This window comes from Actinomadura rayongensis (assembly GCF_009831215.1).
Classification (GTDB): domain Bacteria; phylum Actinomycetota; class Actinomycetes; order Streptosporangiales; family Streptosporangiaceae; genus Spirillospora; species Spirillospora rayongensis.
On the sequence record NZ_WUTW01000001.1, the window covers coordinates 247,255 to 260,661 of the forward strand.

Annotated in this window: 21 protein-coding genes; 20 read left to right on the top strand and 1 reads right to left on the bottom strand. The window is 69.3% G+C overall.

All coding sequences use genetic code 11. The annotated features are described in order from the left end of the window. The first annotated feature begins 3 nt into the window (after positions 1-3). From rpsS to GQ466_RS01235, 20 genes are all read left to right on the top strand, one after another. Positions 4-285, top strand: coding sequence for a 30S ribosomal protein S19 (rpsS, locus tag GQ466_RS01140; protein WP_161100910.1), 282 nt, complete (start codon positions 4-6; stop codon positions 283-285). 32 nt (positions 286-317) lie between these two features. Further along, on the top strand, positions 318-692 hold the full coding sequence (rplV, locus tag GQ466_RS01145; RefSeq protein WP_103564390.1) for a 50S ribosomal protein L22: 375 nt from the start codon (positions 318-320) through the stop codon (positions 690-692). After that, positions 692-1,540, top strand: a complete 849-nt coding sequence (gene rpsC / locus GQ466_RS01150) for a 30S ribosomal protein S3 (RefSeq protein ID WP_161100911.1) — start codon at positions 692-694, stop codon at positions 1,538-1,540. The genes rplV and rpsC overlap by 1 nt, the downstream gene beginning before the upstream one ends. Before the next feature lie 8 nt (positions 1,541-1,548). Continuing rightward, positions 1,549-1,965: a 50S ribosomal protein L16 gene (rplP, locus tag GQ466_RS01155; RefSeq protein WP_103564388.1), complete on the top strand. Its 417-nt coding sequence runs from the start codon at positions 1,549-1,551 to the stop codon at positions 1,963-1,965. Further along, a complete protein-coding gene (gene rpmC / locus GQ466_RS01160) occupies positions 1,965-2,213 on the top strand; it encodes a 50S ribosomal protein L29 (RefSeq protein WP_103564387.1) in 249 nt (82 codons plus the stop codon). Before rplP ends, rpmC begins: the two co-directional genes overlap by 1 nt. Then, on the top strand, positions 2,206-2,478 hold the full coding sequence (gene rpsQ / locus GQ466_RS01165) for a 30S ribosomal protein S17 (protein WP_103564386.1): 273 nt from the start codon (positions 2,206-2,208) through the stop codon (positions 2,476-2,478). The genes rpmC and rpsQ overlap by 8 nt, the downstream gene beginning before the upstream one ends. 112 nt (positions 2,479-2,590) lie before the next feature. Continuing rightward, on the top strand, positions 2,591-2,959 hold the full coding sequence (rplN, locus tag GQ466_RS01170; RefSeq protein WP_103564385.1) for a 50S ribosomal protein L14: 369 nt from the start codon (positions 2,591-2,593) through the stop codon (positions 2,957-2,959). Next, complete coding sequence (gene rplX, locus GQ466_RS01175) at positions 2,959-3,267, top strand: 50S ribosomal protein L24 (RefSeq protein ID WP_161100912.1); 309 nt, start codon at positions 2,959-2,961, stop codon at positions 3,265-3,267. The genes rplN and rplX overlap by 1 nt, the downstream gene beginning before the upstream one ends. Before the next feature lies 1 nt (position 3,268). Beyond that, positions 3,269-3,844 (top strand): 50S ribosomal protein L5, encoded by a 576-nt coding sequence (rplE, locus tag GQ466_RS01180; protein WP_161100913.1) that lies wholly within the window; start codon positions 3,269-3,271, stop codon positions 3,842-3,844. Positions 3,845-3,882: 38 nt separating this feature from the next. Then, positions 3,883-4,068 carry a type Z 30S ribosomal protein S14 gene (locus GQ466_RS01185; RefSeq protein WP_018657585.1) on the top strand — a complete coding sequence of 62 codons (186 nt, stop codon included), beginning with the start codon at positions 3,883-3,885 and terminating at the stop codon, positions 4,066-4,068. Between the two features lie 130 nt (positions 4,069-4,198). After that, positions 4,199-4,597, top strand: a complete 399-nt coding sequence (rpsH, locus tag GQ466_RS01190) for a 30S ribosomal protein S8 (RefSeq protein ID WP_161100914.1) — start codon at positions 4,199-4,201, stop codon at positions 4,595-4,597. A 16-nt stretch (positions 4,598-4,613) separates the two neighbouring features. After that, positions 4,614-5,150: a 50S ribosomal protein L6 gene (gene rplF / locus GQ466_RS01195; RefSeq protein ID WP_161100915.1), complete on the top strand. Its 537-nt coding sequence runs from the start codon at positions 4,614-4,616 to the stop codon at positions 5,148-5,150. A gap of 2 nt (positions 5,151-5,152) precedes the next feature. Continuing rightward, complete coding sequence (gene rplR, locus GQ466_RS01200; RefSeq protein WP_161100916.1) at positions 5,153-5,539, top strand: 50S ribosomal protein L18; 387 nt, start codon at positions 5,153-5,155, stop codon at positions 5,537-5,539. Positions 5,540-5,573: 34 nt separating this feature from the next. Beyond that, positions 5,574-6,191, top strand: coding sequence for a 30S ribosomal protein S5 (rpsE, locus tag GQ466_RS01205; protein WP_378186573.1), 618 nt, complete (start codon positions 5,574-5,576; stop codon positions 6,189-6,191). After that, positions 6,191-6,373 carry a 50S ribosomal protein L30 gene (rpmD, locus tag GQ466_RS01210; protein ID WP_019632601.1) on the top strand — a complete coding sequence of 61 codons (183 nt, stop codon included), beginning with the start codon at positions 6,191-6,193 and terminating at the stop codon, positions 6,371-6,373. The genes rpsE and rpmD overlap by 1 nt, the downstream gene beginning before the upstream one ends. 1 nt (position 6,374) lies before the next feature. Further along, the gene (rplO, locus tag GQ466_RS01215; protein WP_161100917.1) at positions 6,375-6,839 is read left to right on the top strand and encodes a 50S ribosomal protein L15; all 465 of its coding nucleotides are present in this window, start codon (positions 6,375-6,377) and stop codon (positions 6,837-6,839) included. A gap of 202 nt (positions 6,840-7,041) precedes the next feature. Beyond that, complete coding sequence (gene secY / locus GQ466_RS01220; protein WP_161102320.1) at positions 7,042-8,337, top strand: preprotein translocase subunit SecY; 1,296 nt, start codon at positions 7,042-7,044, stop codon at positions 8,335-8,337. Further along, on the top strand, positions 8,338-8,988 hold the full coding sequence (locus GQ466_RS01225; RefSeq protein WP_161100918.1) for an adenylate kinase: 651 nt from the start codon (positions 8,338-8,340) through the stop codon (positions 8,986-8,988). It abuts the gene before it with no gap. Between the two features lie 64 nt (positions 8,989-9,052). Beyond that, positions 9,053-9,874, top strand: coding sequence for a type I methionyl aminopeptidase (map, locus tag GQ466_RS01230; protein WP_161102321.1), 822 nt, complete (start codon positions 9,053-9,055; stop codon positions 9,872-9,874). A gap of 14 nt (positions 9,875-9,888) precedes the next feature. After that, positions 9,889-10,326, top strand: coding sequence for a DUF1707 SHOCT-like domain-containing protein (locus tag GQ466_RS01235; protein WP_337193269.1), 438 nt, complete (start codon positions 9,889-9,891; stop codon positions 10,324-10,326). A 159-nt stretch (positions 10,327-10,485) separates the two neighbouring features. Here GQ466_RS01235 and GQ466_RS01240 read toward each other — a convergent pair whose 3' ends face one another. Then, complete coding sequence (locus tag GQ466_RS01240; RefSeq protein WP_161100919.1) at positions 10,486-13,338, bottom strand: hypothetical protein; 2,853 nt, start codon at positions 13,336-13,338, stop codon at positions 10,486-10,488. Positions 13,339-13,407 lie beyond the last annotated feature (69 nt).

Consider the following 13,407-nt stretch of genomic DNA (forward strand, 5'->3'; position numbering starts at 1 on the left):
GTCATGCCACGTAGCCTCAAGAAGGGCCCCTTCGTGGACGACCACCTTCAGAAGAAGGTGGACGCCCAGAACGAGAAGGGCACCAAGAACGTCATCAAGACGTGGTCGCGGCGCTCCATGATCGTCCCGGACATGATCGGGCACACGATCGCCGTGCACGACGGGCGCAAGCACGTCCCGGTGTTCATCACCGACGCCATGGTGGGGCACAAGCTCGGCGAGTTCGCGCCGACCCGCACGTTCCGCAGCCACGTCAAGGAAGACCGTCGCAGCCGTCGCGGCTGAGCGGGCAGTAGATCGTAGGAGAGAGGGAAGCGATGGAAGCCAGGGCCCAGGCGCGGTTCATCCGCGTCACGCCCAGGAAGGCCCGCCGCGTGGTGGACCTCATCCGCGGCCTGCCCGCCGCGGAGGCTCAGGCGGTGCTGCGGTTCGCCCCCCAGGCTGCGAGCGAGCCGGTGGGCAAGGTGCTGGCGAGTGCCATCGCCAACGCCGAGCACAACTTCAAGCTCGAGACCGGCACGCTCGTCGTGAGCCGTGCGTGGGTGGACGAGGGGCCGACGCTCAAGCGTTTCCGCCCTCGCGCCCAGGGCCGGGCTTACCGCATCAACAAGCGGACCAGCCACATCACCGTGGTGGTCGAGTCGCGTGAAGAAGCGGCGGCCGGCGGCAAGAAGACGAGGAGGACCCGCTAGTGGGTCAGAAGATCAACCCGCACGGGTTCCGGCTCGGCGTCACCACCGACCACAAGAGCGTGTGGTTCGCCGAGAAGCTCTACAAGGACTACGTCAAGGAAGACGTCCAGATCCGGCGCATGCTGCAGAAGGGCATGGACCGGGCGGGCATCTCCAAGGTCGAGATCGAGCGCACCCGGGACCGTGTCGAGGTCAACATCCACACGGCGCGTCCGGGCATCGTCATCGGCCGGCGCGGCGCGGAGGCCGAGCGCCTGCGCGGCGACCTGGAGAAGCTGACCGGCAAGCAGGTCCGGCTCAACATCCTCGAGGTCAAGAACCCCGAGATCGACGCGCAGCTCGTCGCGCAGGGCGTGGCCGAGCAGCTGTCCAGCCGCGTGGCGTTCCGCCGCGCGATGCGCAAGGCGATCCAGTCGGCGATGAAGTCCGGCGCCAAGGGCATCAAGGTCCAGTGCGGCGGCCGTCTCGGCGGCGCCGAGATGTCGCGGTCGGAGTTCTACCGCGAGGGCCAGGTCCCGCTGCACACGCTGCGCGCCGACATCGACTACGGCTTCTACGAGGCCCGGACGACGTTCGGCCGCATCGGCGTGAAGGTCTGGATCTACAAGGGCGAGGCCGCGCCGACGCGCGCCGAGCGCGAGGCCAAGGCCGCGCAGCAGCGCGCCGCGGGCGGCGGCCGTGACCGCGACCGCCGCGGTGGCGGCGAGCGCCGTGGCGGCGGCGGCCGTGGCGGTCGCGGCGGCCGTGGCGGCGAGCGCGGCGGCGCCCCGCGTCAGCAGAGTTCCGAGCAGCAGGCTCCCGCCTCGGCCGAGGCCGGTGCTCCCGCTGCGAGTGGTGAGGGGAGCTGAAGTAACCGATGCTGATCCCTCGTAAGGTCAAGCACCGCAAGCAGCACCACCCGAAGCGCCGGGGGATGGCCAAGGGCGGTACGAAGGTCACGTTCGGCGAGTACGGCATCCAGGCCGTCGAGCCGGCGTACGTCACGAACCGGCAGATCGAGGCCGCTCGTATCGCGATGACCCGGCACATCAAGCGTGGCGGCAAGGTGTGGATCAACATCTTCCCGGACCGTCCGCTGACCAAGAAGCCCGCCGAGACCCGCATGGGTTCCGGTAAGGGCTCGGTCGAGTGGTGGGTGGCGAACATCAAGCCGGGGCGCGTTCTCTTCGAGATCTCGTACCCGAACGAGCAGGTCGCCCGCGAGGCCCTGACCCGCGCCATCCACAAGCTCCCGATGAAGTGCAAGATCGTGAAGCGGGAGGTGGAGGCCTGATGTCCAAGGGTCTGATCGCCGACGAGCTGCGGAGCGAGCCCCAGGACGTCCTGGTCACGAAGCTGAAGGAGGCGAAGGAGGAGCTGTTCAACCTCCGCTTCCAGGCCGCGACCGGTCAGTTGGAAAGCCACGGGCGGCTGCGTACGGTGAAGCGCGAGATCGCCCGCATCTACACCGTGATGCGCGAGCGCGAGCTCGGCATCGTCACGGTGGCCGAGGACGCCGCGGAGGGCGAGAGCGATGACTGAGCAGCCGGCCGAGCAGCGGACCACCCGCAAGGTGCTCGAGGGCATTGTGGTGAGCGACAAGATGGACAAGACCGTGGTCGTGTCCGTCGAGGACCGCATCACCCACCGTCGGTACCACAAGGTGATCCGTCGGACGACGAAGTACAAGGCGCACGACGAGAACAACGAGTACGGCGTCGGCGACCGCGTCCGCCTCATGGAGACCCGTCCGCTGTCGGCGACCAAGCGCTGGCGCGTGACGGAGCTGCTGGAGAAGGCGAAGTAGGTCGCGCACCGGGCCGCGAGGCCCTTCGCGGGGCGTCCCCCCGCAGTCCACAGAACGGTTCCACCAGGCTCCGTGGCGACACGGAGAACCGGTGTGACGAACAGGAGTCAACGTGATCCAGCAGGAGTCGCGACTCAAGGTCGCCGACAACACGGGTGCGAAGGAGATCCTCTGCATCCGCGTTCTCGGCGGCTCGGGTCGGCGCTACGCGGGAGTCGGCGACGTCATCGTCGCGACGGTGAAGGACGCCCTTCCCGGCGCTGGCGTCAAGAAGGGTGACGTCGTCAAGGCGGTCGTCGTGCGCACCCGTAAGGAGCGCCGGCGCCCGGACGGCTCCTACATCCGCTTCGACGAGAACGCGGCCGTCCTCATCAAGGACGGCGGCGACCCGCGCGGCACCCGCATCTTCGGCCCGGTCGGCCGTGAGCTGCGCGACAAGAAGTTCATGCGCATCGTCTCGCTCGCGCCGGAGGTGCTGTGATGAAGATCCGCAAGGGCGACGAGGTCATCGTCATCGCCGGCAAGGACAAGGGCAAGACGGGCAAGGTCCTGCGCGTCGACCCGCGCCGTGAGCGCGTCGTGGTCGAGGGCGCGAACCTCATCACCAAGAACATCAAGGCCGACGCGCAGCGAGCCGGCAAGGAGAGCGGGCGCGTGACCGTCGAGGCGCCGCTTCACGTCAGCAACGTGGCCCTGGTCGAGGACGGCAAGCCCGTCCGCGCCGGGTACCGCTTCAACGACGACGGCACCAAGGTCCGGATCTCGCGCCGCAGTGGCAAGGAGATCTGAGATGACCGAAACCGCGACCGAGCGGCCCGTGCCGCAGCCGAGGCTCAAGCTCCGCTACCGCGAGGAGATCGCGAAGGCGATGCAGGAGCAGTTCGGCTACGCCAACGTGATGCAGATCCCCGGCCTGACCAAGATCGTGGTCAACATGGGGGTCGGCGAGGCGGCCAGGGACGCCAAGCTGATCGAGGGCGCCGTCCGCGACCTGACCCTGATCACGGGTCAGAAGCCGATGGTGAACCGCGCGAAGAAGTCCATCGCCCAGTTCAAGCTCCGCGAGGGCATGCCGATCGGCTGCCACGTGACGCTGCGCGGCGACCGGATGTGGGAGTTCCTGGACCGTCTGCTGTCCACGGCGCTGCCCCGCATCCGCGACTTCCGCGGCCTGTCGCCGAAGCAGTTCGACGGCAACGGGAACTACACCTTCGGGCTGACCGAGCAGGTCATGTTCCACGAGGTGGACCCCGACAAGGTCGACCGTCAGCGCGGCATGGACATCACCGTGGTGACGACGGCGAAGACCAACGACGAGGGCCGGGCGCTCCTGAAGCTCCTCGGCTTCCCGTTCAAGGAAGCGTGAGCCCCTTCGCGGGCCGAGGATCGGAACAAGGAGACTAGATGGCGAAGAAGTCGCTGATCGCCAAGGCGGCCCGGAAGCCCAAGTTCGGCGTGCGCGCGTACACTCGGTGCTCGCGCTGCGGGCGTCCGCGCTCCGTCTACCGGAAGTTCGGCCTGTGCCGTGTCTGCTTCCGCGAGATGGCGCACCGGGGCGAGCTGCCCGGCATCACCAAGTCGAGCTGGTAGTCCGCCGGCCCCCGCGTTCCGGGGGCCGCGGCTCCGGCCAGGAAATGACCGACCGGGCGCCTGACGAAGGCGTCCATGACCGCGCCACAGGTCCGGAACGGAAACCGTGGCGAGGGAGGGCCAGCAGGCCATGACGATGACCGACCCGATCGCAGACATGCTGACGCGTCTGCGCAACGCGAACTCGGCGTACCACGACTCGGTCGCGATGCCGTACTCGAAGATCAAGGCGCACATCGCCGAGATCCTCCAGCAGGAGGGCTACATCTCGGGCTGGAGCGTGGAGGACGCCGAGGTCGGCAAGAAGCTGACGATCGACCTCAAGTTCGGTCCGACGCGCGAGCGTTCGATCGCGGGCATCAAGCGCGTTTCCAAGCCCGGTCTTCGGGTGTACGCGAAGAAGGACAACCTGCCGAAGGTCCTCGGTGGACTGGGCGTCGCGATCATCTCGACGTCGTCCGGTCTCATGACGGACCGGCAGGCCGGCAAGCGCGGCGTGGGCGGCGAAGTCCTCGCCTACGTCTGGTAGAGGGGAGGGTCAAGACATGTCTCGCATTGGACGTCTCCCCGTGGCCGTGCCCGGCGGCGTCGAGGTGAAGATCGACGGCCGCGAGGTCTCCGTGAAGGGGCCGAAGGGCACGCTGTCGCACACCGTCGCCGAGCCGATCGAGGTCGCGCTGGAGGACGGTCAGGTCACCGTCACCCGGCCGAACGACGTCAACACCGTCCGGGCCCTGCACGGGCTCACCCGGTCGCTGATCGCCAACATGGTCGTCGGTGTCACCGAGGGGTACAAGAAGACCCTGGTCATCCAGGGCGTCGGTTACCGCGTGGTGGCCAAGGGCAAGAACCTGGAGTTCTCGCTCGGCTACAGCCACCCGATCCCGTTCGAGGCGCCGGAGGGCATCACCTTCACCGTCGAGCGGCCGACCCAGCTCACCGTCGAGGGGATCGACAAGCAGCTCGTCGGCGAGATCGCGGCGCGGATCCGGAAGCTGCGCAAGCCCGACCCGTACAAGGGCAAGGGCGTGCGTTACGAGGGCGAGCAGATCCGTCGCAAGGTCGGAAAGGCTGGTAAGTAGTCATGGCAGGCACGAAGGCCCTGGCCGCCAAGCCCACGTCGGCGCGGGCCAAGTCCCGCAAGCGCCGTCACCTGCGGGTCCGCAAGAAGGTCGTCGGCACCGCCGCGCGTCCTCGCCTCGTCGTGACCCGCTCGACCAAGCACGTGTTCGTCCAGGTCATCGACGACGGCATCGGCCACACGCTGGCCTGGGCGTCGACGATGGAGGCGGACCTGCGCAACGACGCCGGTGACAAGACCGCCAAGTCCCGCAAGGTCGGCGAGCTCGTCGCCGCGCGGGCCAAGGAGGCCGGGGTGACGGCCGTCGTGTTCGACCGCGGCGGCAACAAGTACCACGGGCGCGTCGCCGCCGTCGCCGACGGTGCGCGCGAGGGGGGCCTGGAGCTGTGACGGCCCCGACGACGAACGAGAAGAGGAACCACTGATGGCAGCGCAGAGGCGCGGCGGCGGTCAGGGTGGCGACCGTCGCGACCGCCGCGACGACCGCCGCGGTGGCGCCGACAAGGGTCAGTCGTACATCGAGAAGGTCGTGGCGATCAACCGTGTCGCCAAGGTCGTCAAGGGCGGTCGGCGCTTCAGCTTCACCGCCCTGGTGATCGTCGGTGACGGCAACGGCACGGTCGGCGTCGGCTACGGCAAGGCCAAGGAGGTGCCCGCGGCGATCGCCAAGGGCGTCGAGGAGGCCAAGAAGCACTTCTTCAAGGTGCCGCGCATCCAGGGCACGATCCCGCACACCGTCCAGGGGGAGGCCGCGGCGGGCGTCGTCCTGCTGCGTCCGGCCAGCCCCGGTACCGGTGTCATCGCGGGCGGCCCGGTGCGCGCGGTCCTGGAGTGCGCCGGGATCCACGACGTGCTGAGCAAGTCGCTCGGCACCGACAACGCGATCAACATCGTCCACGCGACGGTCGCGGGCCTCAAGGCGCTGAAGCGCCCGGAGGAGATCGCGGCCAAGCGCGGTCTGCCGATCGAGGACGTGGCCCCCGCCGCGATGCTGCGGGCGCGCGCCGCCGGCAGCGAGCCCCGGGCGGAGGTCGCGGGCTGATGGCGAAGCTGAAGATCACGCAGACCAAGTCCGTGATCAGCGAGAAGCAGAACCAGCGTGACACGCTGCGCACCCTCGGCCTGAAGAAGATCGGGCAGAGCGTGGTCCGCGAGGACCGCCCCGAGGTGCTCGGCATGATCCGGACGGTGAACCACCTGGTCGCCGTCGAGGAGGTCGACTGACATGGCGAACGACGCCAACGAAGGCGGCCCGCTGAAGGTGCACCACCTGCGTCCGGCCCCCGGCGCCAACCGCGCGAAGACCCGCAAGGGCCGCGGCGAGGCGTCCAAGGGCAAGACCGCCGGTCGCGGCACCAAGGGCACCAAGGCGCGCAGCACCGTCCCCGTCGGGTTCGAGGGCGGCCAGATGCCGCTGATCCGCCGGGTTCCGAAGCTCAAGGGCTTCAAGAACCCGAACCGGGTCGAGTTCCAGGTCGTGAACCTGGACAAGCTCGCCGAGCTGTACCCGCAGGGCGGCGAGGTCACGGCGGAGGACCTGGCGGCGAAGGGCGCGGTGCGCCGGAACCGTCCGGTCAAGATCCTCGGCACCGGTGAGATCTCGGTCGCCGTGCAGGTGAAGGCGCACGCCTTCTCCGGCTCGGCCAAGGAGAAGATCACCGCGGCCGGAGGGTCCGCCGACGAGCTGTAAGAAATCGCTCACGTGAGGCCAGGGCCGTGCTCACCGTGTGCCAGGGACCGCCCGGTCCGTGCGCGCGGGGGTGCGGCCCTGGTCACACTCGCTGCTAGAGTCGCAGCGGCGGGGGTGACCCTGCGTCGTCTCCCCGACCGTCCACTTGATCTGAAACCGGCCCCACGGCTGTCATGGATTCGTCAGTCGCGCAGGAGGAATGGTGCTGACCGCGTTCGCTCGGGCTTTCCGTACGCCTGACCTGCGTAAGAAAATCTTGTTCACGCTCGCGATGATCGTCGTGTACCGGATCGGCGCGATGCTCCCCGCTCCGGGCGTGAACACCAAGGTGCTGGCGGACACCGCCAAGACGGCCAAGGACCAGAGCCAGCTCTACGGTCTCGTGGACCTGTTCAGCGGCGGCGCTCTGTTGAAGCTGTCGGTGTTCGCTCTCGGTATCTACCCGTACATCACCGCGAGCATCATCCTGCAGCTTCTGACGGTCGTGATCCCGCGCCTGGAAGCCCTCAAGAAGGAGGGCCAGGCCGGAACGACGAAGATCACCCAGTACACGCGGTACCTGACCGTGGGCCTGGCGATCCTGCAGTCGACGGGCATCGTCGCGATGGCGAGCACCGGGCAGCTGTTCCAGGGGATCTCCGGCGCCGACAACATCCTCTACAAGACGGACGTCTTCACGATCATCACGATCGTGGTCTGCATGACGGCCGGCACCGCGGTGATCATGTGGCTGGGCGAGCTGGTGACCGACCGCGGCGTCGGCAACGGCATGTCCATCCTGATCTTCACGCAGGTCGTGGCGGTGTTCCCGCAGCAGTTCTGGAGCATCTACCAGCAGAAGGGCGGCTTCGTCTTCGCGATGGTCGTGATCGTCGGTCTGGCGATCATGACGGGCGTCGTGTTCGTGGAGCAGGCGCAGCGGCGCATTCCCGTCCAGTACGCCAAGCGGATGGTCGGGCGCCGGATGTACGGCGGGACGTCGACCTACATTCCGCTGAAGGTCAACCAGGCGGGCATCATTCCCGTGATCTTCGCCTCGTCGCTGCTCTACCTGCCGCTGCTCGCGACCCAGCTCTGGCCGAACACCAAGTGGCTCCAGGACCTCCGCCCGTACCTGGACCAGGGGAATCCCTGGCACATGGCGGTGTTCTTCGTCTTCATCATCTTCTTCACGTACTTCTATGTGGCCATCACGTTCAACCCCACTGAAGTCGCCGACAACATGAAGAAGTATGGTGGGTTCATCCCAGGCATTCGTCCGGGCCGGCCGACCGCCGAGTACCTCGACTATGTGCTGACCCGGATCACCACACCCGGTGCGCTGTACCTGGGGCTCGTCGCACTGATCCCGATGGTCGCGTTCGCCCTGTTGAAGGCGACGCAGGACTTCCCCTTCGGCGGGACGAGCATCCTCATCATCGTCGGCGTCGGACTGGATACCGTGAAGCAGATCGAATCTCAGCTGCAGCAGCGCAACTACGAGGGCTTCCTCCGGTAGATGCGCATCGTTCTGGTGGGCCCCCCGGGTGCGGGCAAGGGGACGCAGGCCCAGTTCATCGCAGGTCATCTGTCGGTCCCGAAGATCTCGACGGGTGACATCTTCCGCGCGAACGTGAGCGAGGGCACCGACCTCGGCCGCCGGGCCAAGGAGTACATGGACCGCGGCGACCTCGTCCCCGACGAGGTGACGATCGCGATGGTCCGGGACCGGCTCGGCGAGCCCGACGCCCGGAACGGCTTCCTGCTGGACGGTTTCCCCCGGAACGTCCCGCAGGCCGAGACGCTGAAGAAGATGCTCGCCGAGTGGGACGCGCGGCTGGACGTCGTCCTCGAACTGGTGGTGGACGAGGACGAGGTCGTCCGGCGGCTGTCGGGCCGGCGCACCTGCGTGTCCTGCCAGAAGATCTGGCACGTCGACTTCGACGACAAGCGCGACGACGTCTGCGACGACTGCGGCGGGCACCTGTTCCAGCGGGAGGACGACAAGGAAGAGGTCGTCCGGCACCGCCTGGAGGTCTACCAGCGGGAGACGGCTCCGCTGGTGCAGTTCTACGGCGACGAGGGCATCCTCGTCCAGATCGAGGCGACCGGCACGGTCGAGGAGGTCACCCGGCGCGCGCTGGCGGCGCTGGAGTCCCCCGCGGCGTGAGGCGGCACGCGGCGCGCCGGGCGGTCCCGGCGCGGTCCGCCGCCGGTCCAGGGGGAGGGGAATGATGTTCAAGCGGCGCAGGCCGGCGATCCAGGTGAAGACCGCCGAGCAGGTGGAGCTGATGCGCGCGGCGGGGCTGCTCGTCGGGCGGACGCTGGAGGTGCTGCGGGCGGCGGTGAAGCCCGGCATCACCACGCTGGACCTGGACACGATCGCCGAGCAGCACATTCGCGACCACGGCGGCGTGCCGTCGTTCCTCGGGTACCACGGGTTCACGGGGACGATCTGCGCGTCGGTGAACGAGGAGATCGTCCACGGCATCCCGCGCGCGGGCAAGGTGCTGCGCGACGGGGACGTCATCGCGATCGACTGCGGCGCGATCGTGGACGGCTGGCACGGCGACGCGGCGGTGACCGTCCCGGTGGGGGAGATCGACGCGGAGCTGCGGACGCTGCTGGACGTCACCGAGGCGTCCCTGTGGCACGGTCTGGCGGCGGGCGTCGTGGGGGCGCGGCTGACGGACATGTCGCACGCGATCGAGTCCTACATCCGCGACCAGGGCCCGTACGGGATCGTCGAGGGTTACGGCGGGCACGGCATCGGGACCGAGATGCACATGGACCCGCTGATCCCGAACCACGGCGCGCCCGGGCACGGCCCGGTGCTGGAGCCGGGGATGTGCTTCGCGGTGGAGCCGATGGTGAACCTCGGCACCAAGGAGACCGAGGAACTGGACGACGGCTGGACGGTCGTCACGGCGGACGGACGGTCGTCGGCGCACTTCGAGCACACGTTCGCGGTGACGCCGGAGGGGCCGCGGGTGCTGACGGCCCTTGACGAGGGCCGGGAGTGGTTCGCCAAGCTGGGACTCGGCGCGGGGTCCTGAGCGGAGGTGGCGGTGTGCCGAACCCTGAGATGCGGGCGTCGGACGCCGACCGGGACCGGGTGGCGGCGAGCCTGCGGGAGCACTGCGCGGTCGGGCGGCTGACGACCGACGAGCTGACCGAGCGGATCGAGGCGGTCTACGCGTCGCGGACGCTCGGGGAGCTGGCGGAGCTGACGGCCGACCTGCCCGAGGAGGATCCGGACGCGCCGGGGTATCCGGTTCCGGCGGCGCAGCGGTACGACCGGGTTCCGGCGGCGCGCGGGAGCCGGGACGTGGTGCGGGGCGGCGGCGGACGGCTGGCGTGGTCGGGCTGGGCTCTGGTGAGCGGGGTCAGCTTCACCGTGTGGGTGCTGCTGGCGGTGGCGGGCGTGTGGACGTATCCGTGGTGGATCTGGGTGGCGGGGCCGTGGGGCCTGGGCCTCCTGCTGTCGACGGTGGCGCGGCGCCGCTGATCCCTTCGGTTCGTCGGCTTCCGTGCGCCGCTTCGGCGTCGGTTCTGCGGCACCGGCGTGGCCGTCGTGCCCGGTCGGAGTTCGGTCGTCGGCCGGTCCCGGGGCGGACCGGCCGACGGATCGTCGGGGTTGTTGCTCGTTGGGCGGCGCGCCTGGGGGTCAGTGGCCGGGCGGGGGCGGGGTGTGCTGGCCTGTCTCGCCGTCGTAGGTGCCCAGGGGCAGCGTGGTGGTCTGGGCGTCGGGGTCGGTGACGTGGACGTCGATGGTGTGGATTCCCGGGCCCAGTGACCGGACGTCGAAGGAGCCTCCCGTGGACGGGGAGGGGGATCCGTCCACGGTCCAGGTGATGGCCGAGCCGGTGAGCGGGCCGTGCTGGGGCGAGTCGCCTTGGACGACGAGGAGCGGCCCGTCCGTGGCGATCGGAAGGATGTTCGGGGGACGCAGGGGAAGCGGGAACGCGCCCGTCTGGATGTAGGACGTGTGGTAGCCGTTCGTCGCGATCACCTGGACGAAGCAGTTCTCGTGGCCCGGCAGGTCGCGCAGGTCCAGGTCGAAGGAGTCGCCGGTGAGGTTGACGCCGGGGCGGGCGGGCACCGTGCCGTCGGCGTTGGTGAAGCGGACGAAGTACGTCGCGGCCGGGTCGGCGTCGTGGTCGCCGCCGATCTGGCGCCAGCGCAGGTGCATCACGCCGGCCGTGTCGATCTGGGCGCGGTCGTTCGGGGTCAGCAGGACGACGTGCGGCGCGTGCGGGGGCACCGTCAGCGCGCCGACCTCGGTGCCGTCGCGGCGGAGCACCAGGCGCCGGGCGTCCTCCTGGTAGGGCAGCCGGGTGCCGAACGGCGCCTCGGCGGAGTCGTCGAACGGGAACTGCGCCGTCACGGGCGCGCTCACGAGGGCCCGGCCGTCCAGGGTCTCCAGCGAGACCGTGAAGGGCGTGTTCGCCGGCGGGGCGGACGGCGGGGTCATCGTGCGCAGCGCCGGGTCCCAGCGGACGGTGCCGTCCCGCTTCAGGGCGCCGCGGATCCGCACGTACGGCCCGGGGAACGGACGGGAGACGGGCACGTGCTCGGGGTGCGGCGGCGGGACCGTGAGCGGCCCGAGCGCCGCGCCCGCCGCGGACGCGTCGCGGATCGCCTCGAACAGCTTGCGCCAGTGGTAGTAGCCGAGCCACCGGCCCTCGCCGCCGCAGTAGCTCATGAGGTCGCCGGTGGTGGCGCGGAACGCGGTGGGCATCGTGCCGCGCGGGTCGACGCCGACCTGCCCGATCGACCCGTTCGTCGGGCGGTAGTCGCCGTCGACGTCGGCCGGACTGCCGCACGGGGCGTGGCGCAGCCCGTACAGGTGGCCGAGTTCGTGGGCGCAGGTGGCCCGCAGGTTCTGGGCGCCGAAGCCGACGTTCTGCGCGGGACGGGAGGCGCCGGCGATGTTGCCGAGCGGCACCGTCGCGTCGACCATCGCGTACAGGCGCTGGCTCTCCCGGGACGCGTAGTCCTCGTAGGTGTCGTGCAGGTCGTCGAGGAGCTGGTTCTGGCCCTTCTCCTTGCTGAGGTCGTAGTTGACGCTGAGCGGACGGCCGCCGTTGACGGTCCAGAACAGGATGCTCGTGGACGTGTCGTCGGCGATCGGGTAGCGCAGCGGCAGCGTGTTGATCGTGGCGAAGTACTGCTGCGCGGTGGGGGCGGCGATCGTCCCGACGGCCACGCGCATGACGAAGATGTTCAGCACGTCGGTCGGGATGAAGTCGACCTCCAGCCGGAACGGGTTGCTCACGTTGGTCCCGACGGTCGCCTGCACGACGAACGTGGCCTTCCCCGCGACGACCTTGTTCGCCGGGATCTGGAAGTTGAGCGTGTCGTGGATGTTGCCGCGGTCCACCTGGGCGATGGGACGGGCCGTGATGTTCTCGACGGCCATGGCCGTGAACGCGCCGTCGTTCATCGTGAGCGTCCCGTCGACCCCGGCCACGGCGCCGCCGCCGGCCTCGTCCGGCTCGATCCCGGAGTCGATGTAGGCGCGGACCAGCGTGGCCTTCCCGGCGATGAGCGGCAGCCCGTTGTCCGGGATCTCCTGCATGTCGAACGCCTGCACCACCTGGGTGACCTCGACGCCGGTGATCTGGAGGTCGGGCGCGGCGGTCGGCGGCAGCGCCTCGGCGCTGAGCGTGACCAGGTACCCGTTGTGGGTCTCGTCGGTCTGGGTGGGGCCGTAGCGCAGGCTGCCGAGCGTCGTGTCGTCGGCCGGGTCCACGACGGCCAGGACGCGCCCGAGGAAGTTCTCGTAGTTGTCGGCGCTCGGCCACGGGTCGTCGTCGTGGCTGTAGGCCTCGATGAAGATCGACGTCGGCCCGCCGAGGTCCAGGTCGAAGACGGTCGTCGGGGTGCCGACCGAGAGCGAGAACAGCGCCTCGTCGAAGATGCGGTCGCCGTTGTTGTTCCAGCGCAGCAGCTCGGTGTCGATCGCGGGCGCGCCGTTCTGCGCGGGCGCGGACGCCCGGACGTAGACGGCCATGTGCGTGAAGTCGCTCTCCTCGTCGTCGAAGATCAGCAGATCCTTGAAGACGAGCCGCACGTGCGCGCGATTCGCGGTCGGCACCAGTTCCACGGTCGCGACGACGACGATGCCGGTGTGGCCGTTGTCGGTGGTGGTCGGGCCGAACACGAGCTGCCCGAGCGAACTGGCCTCGCGGCTGTCGATCGAGAGCGTCGCCTCGCCGAGGAAGTTCTCGTGGTGCCCTTCGTCGGGCCACTGTTCGTCGTTGTCGGTGTACGCCTTGACGGTGATCGACCCGAGCCCGGTCAGGTCGAACGGGACGACGCTCGGTAAGGCCAGATCGCCGTCCAGGGCGTAGGAGAAGTTGTCCTCGATGGGACCGTTGCGATGGTTCCAGCGGAATTCGGCGAGGGTCGTTCCGGTCGCGTCGCGCACCGTCGCGTACAGGCCGATGCGGGTGTCACCGGCTTCCTCGTCCTCGAAGACGTGCAGGGTCTCGAATGTCGCACGCATCAGTGCCACGGCGATCTCCGGGGGGTCTCGATTGCCTGGCACAAAGCTACTCAGGAATCGTGCCCGGGACCATCCGCA

Bases quoted from the DNA above. Each gene is read 5' to 3' on its own strand.
- GQ466_RS01185 (WP_018657585.1), top strand. From the start codon at position 3,883: ATGGCGAAGAAGTCGCTGATCGCCAAGGCGGCCCGGAAGCCCAAGTTC.
- rpsQ (WP_103564386.1), top strand. From the start codon at position 2,206: ATGACTGAGCAGCCGGCCGAGCAGCGGACCACCCGCAAGGTGCTCGAG.
- rplP (WP_103564388.1), top strand. From the start codon at position 1,549: ATGCTGATCCCTCGTAAGGTCAAGCACCGCAAGCAGCACCACCCGAAG.
- rplX (WP_161100912.1), top strand. From the start codon at position 2,959: ATGAAGATCCGCAAGGGCGACGAGGTCATCGTCATCGCCGGCAAGGAC.
- rpsS (WP_161100910.1), top strand. From the start codon at position 4: ATGCCACGTAGCCTCAAGAAGGGCCCCTTCGTGGACGACCACCTTCAG.
- map (WP_161102321.1), top strand. From the start codon at position 9,053: ATGTTCAAGCGGCGCAGGCCGGCGATCCAGGTGAAGACCGCCGAGCAG.
- rplE (WP_161100913.1), top strand. From the start codon at position 3,269: ATGACCGAAACCGCGACCGAGCGGCCCGTGCCGCAGCCGAGGCTCAAG.
- rplO (WP_161100917.1), top strand. From the start codon at position 6,375: ATGGCGAACGACGCCAACGAAGGCGGCCCGCTGAAGGTGCACCACCTG.
- rpmC (WP_103564387.1), top strand. From the start codon at position 1,965: ATGTCCAAGGGTCTGATCGCCGACGAGCTGCGGAGCGAGCCCCAGGAC.
- rplR (WP_161100916.1), top strand. From the start codon at position 5,153: ATGGCAGGCACGAAGGCCCTGGCCGCCAAGCCCACGTCGGCGCGGGCC.
- rpmD (WP_019632601.1), top strand. From the start codon at position 6,191: ATGGCGAAGCTGAAGATCACGCAGACCAAGTCCGTGATCAGCGAGAAG.
- rplV (WP_103564390.1), top strand. From the start codon at position 318: ATGGAAGCCAGGGCCCAGGCGCGGTTCATCCGCGTCACGCCCAGGAAG.
- rpsE (WP_378186573.1), top strand. From the start codon at position 5,574: ATGGCAGCGCAGAGGCGCGGCGGCGGTCAGGGTGGCGACCGTCGCGAC.
- GQ466_RS01225 (WP_161100918.1), top strand. From the start codon at position 8,338: ATGCGCATCGTTCTGGTGGGCCCCCCGGGTGCGGGCAAGGGGACGCAG.
- rpsH (WP_161100914.1), top strand. From the start codon at position 4,199: ATGACGATGACCGACCCGATCGCAGACATGCTGACGCGTCTGCGCAAC.
- rplF (WP_161100915.1), top strand. From the start codon at position 4,614: ATGTCTCGCATTGGACGTCTCCCCGTGGCCGTGCCCGGCGGCGTCGAG.